This window comes from Bacillus sp. JJ722, from assembly GCF_036963345.1.
Lineage (GTDB): Bacteria > Bacillota > Bacilli > Bacillales > DSM-1321 > Bacillus_AD.
In genome coordinates this window covers 1-3,358 of the sequence record NZ_JBALMO010000371.1, presented here as the reverse complement: position 1 = coordinate 3,358, position 3,358 = coordinate 1, and the positions used below count along the sequence as shown (strand labels likewise).

4 protein-coding genes are annotated in these 3,358 nt (G+C 28.4%); all 4 read left to right on the top strand.

All coding sequences use genetic code 11. The features are described from left to right. The first annotated feature begins 39 nt into the window (after window positions 1-39). The 4 genes from V7014_RS26285 (at window position 40) to V7014_RS26270 (ending at window position 3,207) form a co-directional block, all read left to right on the top strand. Window positions 40-903, top strand: a complete 864-nt coding sequence (locus tag V7014_RS26285; protein WP_335511939.1) for a ParA family protein — start codon at window positions 40-42, stop codon at window positions 901-903. Beyond that, entirely contained in the window at window positions 893-1,291 is a 399-nt protein-coding gene (locus V7014_RS26280; protein ID WP_335511937.1) for a hypothetical protein, read from the top strand. The genes V7014_RS26285 and V7014_RS26280 overlap by 11 nt, the downstream gene beginning before the upstream one ends. Beyond that, the gene (locus V7014_RS26275; protein WP_335511936.1) at window positions 1,266-2,009 is read left to right on the top strand and encodes a hypothetical protein; all 744 of its coding nucleotides are present in this window, start codon (window positions 1,266-1,268) and stop codon (window positions 2,007-2,009) included. The genes V7014_RS26280 and V7014_RS26275 overlap by 26 nt, the downstream gene beginning before the upstream one ends. A gap of 394 nt (window positions 2,010-2,403) precedes the next feature. Next, window positions 2,404-3,207 (top strand): KAP family P-loop NTPase fold protein, encoded by an 804-nt coding sequence (locus V7014_RS26270; protein WP_335511934.1) that lies wholly within the window; start codon window positions 2,404-2,406, stop codon window positions 3,205-3,207. Window positions 3,208-3,358: the final 151 nt, after the last annotated feature.

The following is a 3,358-nucleotide window of genomic DNA, read 5'->3' as shown; positions in this document are numbered from 1 at the left end:
ATATATAAATATATCATATAAAAGGATGGTCTTATTATAATGAAAAATGGAAAAGTTATATCCTTTCTAAACATGAAAGGTGGAGTTTGTAAAACAACTCTTTGCAAAGAAATAGCTTACTATCTTCAAGAAAAAAATCATGATCCAGATAATGAAGGAAAAAAAATATTAGTAATTGATATAGATCCACAATCTAATTGTACTCAATCCTTTTTTGAAAAATTCAATATAGACGTTAATGACGAAGATGGAAATATAAGAAAGGATATTCCATCTATACAAAAATTATATGATCTTCACTTAATCCAAGGCAAAGAATCAGAAATAATATTACAGCTTACTGATAACCTCCATTTAATTCCTGGTGATCTTACAACAGTATTTATGGAAAGAAGCTCAAATAGTTCACATGAACAAAAACTTCTACAAGCAATCAAAACATGGAAGTTGAAGGAAAATTATGACTTAATATTTATAGATTGTCCACCAACGTATTCTTTTTACACGGTCTCAGCACTAATGGCATCAGACTACTACCTGGTTCCATCAAAACCTGATATGTATTCGTTATTAGGTCTATCACTACTAAAAGATGTTGTAGAAAGATTTATTACAGTAGATCAACCTGTCGTAATGGAAGGAAGAAATCTTCAATGTTTAGGTGTTATTCTTACGATGATAGGGCAAACAGAAGGTATGAAACAAAGAATGAGTGATATAAAAAGTTATGCAGAACAAGAGAATATCCACGTTTTTGAACATGAGTTAAAATACTATCCTAAATTAACAACTGGTGCTCTTGAAACATTCATTTCAGATAGAAATGATATGAGCTTACTAGAATTCATAGAAAATATTTCTCGAGAATTCTTAGAAAGGATTGAATTATATAATGAACAATGAAATTACATTCAATCAGATTCTTTCTTTAAGAAAAATAAAAGATGTAGATTTATTAAAAGTAAATTTATATGGTTATTGTTCACAAGTTATTCTTTCAAAAGAACTATTTAATAATAATAAAGAACTAGTTGAATTTATAGGCTTTTTAAATTTTAAATATAGAGAATATGTCTTTGCTAGCAGAACTATTGTCATTTCAAGAGTTATAAGAGATATTGAAAAAAAAGATGTTGAAGAATTAAACATATTAAGAGAAAATATTATAACTTTCGTGTCACACAAATTAGAAATCGATGTTACTGCCGAAAAAGAAAATACAAAAAGTAAAAACAAAGAAGATTCAAACTATGCAAAAACAATAATTGAAAAGTATCGTAGAGGAAAATAAAATGGATTTCCAGAGTACAATATCAAAAAATAAGACTGAGTTCTATAACTATGTAACCTTTTTACAAGAGCATTTCCCAAAAAATGTTTGGATTCAAGAGGAAAACCTCATAAAATTAGAACACTTTCATAACCTAATATTCGAAAACTTAGTCATCTACGATTTAATAAATGAACACTTGAATAATCATACTATAAATACACAGATACGTTTTGTTAATGATTATATGGAATCTATAAACACACTCTTAATTGCTCTTCCAGTTAATTATCCTGGTTTTGCAAACTATAATATTAGAGTTGCCTCTGAATCGTTACTAAAATATATATATTCACTGACATTTTCAACAAAAACAGAAGAAGAAGTTGCTAGAACTCAGTTTAGATATCTAAAGGATGAACCAAAGCGAGCCCCTGAAAATGCACACATAAGAGAAGAAATAATTAAACTTACATCTATTTATGGTAAAGCTTCTAAAATAGTACATAAACATAAAATAGACACATCTAACTTAAGTTTAACTATTAATTACTATGTAGATACTTTTTTTGAAGAGTTATCTGACATAATACAAATACTCGATGATATTATTATCATATTTATGAAAACAATATTAAACAAAACTAATTTTAATTACAATAACACGTCATTCTCTACCAAACTACGCATTCAATCAAAACTGAGTAGTCACAAGTTTCATATAATAAAAAGCATGTAATTGATAGCCCTTCTCTAAATGAGAAGGGCTTTTTTATGTATAGGTATTAAGACAGACCAAACTTATTTTGTAACCATTTAGACAAAGCAAAACAATATCTCCTTACAAAAAAGTAACAGAATATATAGTCCATGATAAAATTGCTTCATTTGAAGTTAGAGAGTATTAAATAATAAAGTTAAGCCCCCTTCTCATTCGAATTGGGGCTTTTTTATGCTTCGTTGAATGGTCTCTGTTCATGATTTTTAAAACAAAAGAAATGAACGAGTAAATACTTAATAAAGACAATAAACGTTAACCGTTAAAAGCCATTTGCTTTGTGGTATTTATTTTTATTGTATAATTATCATAACTTTTAAAAATCTACTAAAATTCCATGTGTTGAGGTGTAATTATGTTAGAAGAAATAAATTATTTACCTGTCGATGATACCTCTTACGACAAACTCGACTTTAAGTCGAAGGCTATTGAAATTGCTTCAGTAATAAATAACTTTCCAACGTATTCCCCCTTTTCTATAAGTATAAATGGCCCTTGGGGATCAGGGAAATCTACTATGTTGAATTTTATCGAACAGTCGTTAGATAAAAAAAAATGTAATATCATCCGTTTTAATCCTTGGACTGTTTCTGATGAAGATTCACTTATAACAAATTTATTTGAAGAAATTTATTACGAAATAGATGGTGGCGTTACCAACGCAAAACAAAAATTTGCAGAATATGCTCAAAAGATAATCTCTCCAGCAACTAAATTATCTTCTTATGTTGGTGCTTTATCTAATGGAATAGATCCTAGAATGGCTGGAGTTATTTCAAATAGTGCCGGTGAATCTGCAAAAGGCATTGGTGAGATATTGTTTACCAAACCACTATCAAAAAGAAAGAAAGAATTACATAAAGAAATGAAACTTAGATACAGCGATACTGAACAAAAAATTGTGGTTCTTATCGATGAATTAGATAGACTATTTCCTGATGAAATAATTACAGTTTTTCAAATGATTAAATCCGCCTTAGACTTTCCTGGTCTTGTATTCGTTGTAGCTATGGATGAAATAATTATCAATGAAGCTTTAATAAAAATCGGAATAAATAACCCAACATACTATTTAGAAAAAATTTCCAGAGAAGTTACCATGTACGGACTACACATCAAATTAGAACATTGTGTGATCACTTGTTATTACCGTATCTAGATTACTCATACAAACCCGATAAAAAATTAATCGATTGTATAGAAGCTTATATCTATCTGGAAGATACTAAATTCCCGAATTTAGAAGAAAATTCTAATTTAAAGAATTACTTTGGTCCTGAATGGATATTGGTTAATGTTGATCATAATGA

Coding starts and splice junctions, on each gene's coding strand:
- V7014_RS26285 (WP_335511939.1), top strand. CDS start 40: ATGAAAAATGGAAAAGTTATATCCTTTCTAAACATGAAAGGTGGAGTT.
- V7014_RS26280 (WP_335511937.1), top strand. CDS start 893: ATGAACAATGAAATTACATTCAATCAGATTCTTTCTTTAAGAAAAATA.
- V7014_RS26270 (WP_335511934.1), top strand. CDS start 2,404: ATGTTAGAAGAAATAAATTATTTACCTGTCGATGATACCTCTTACGAC.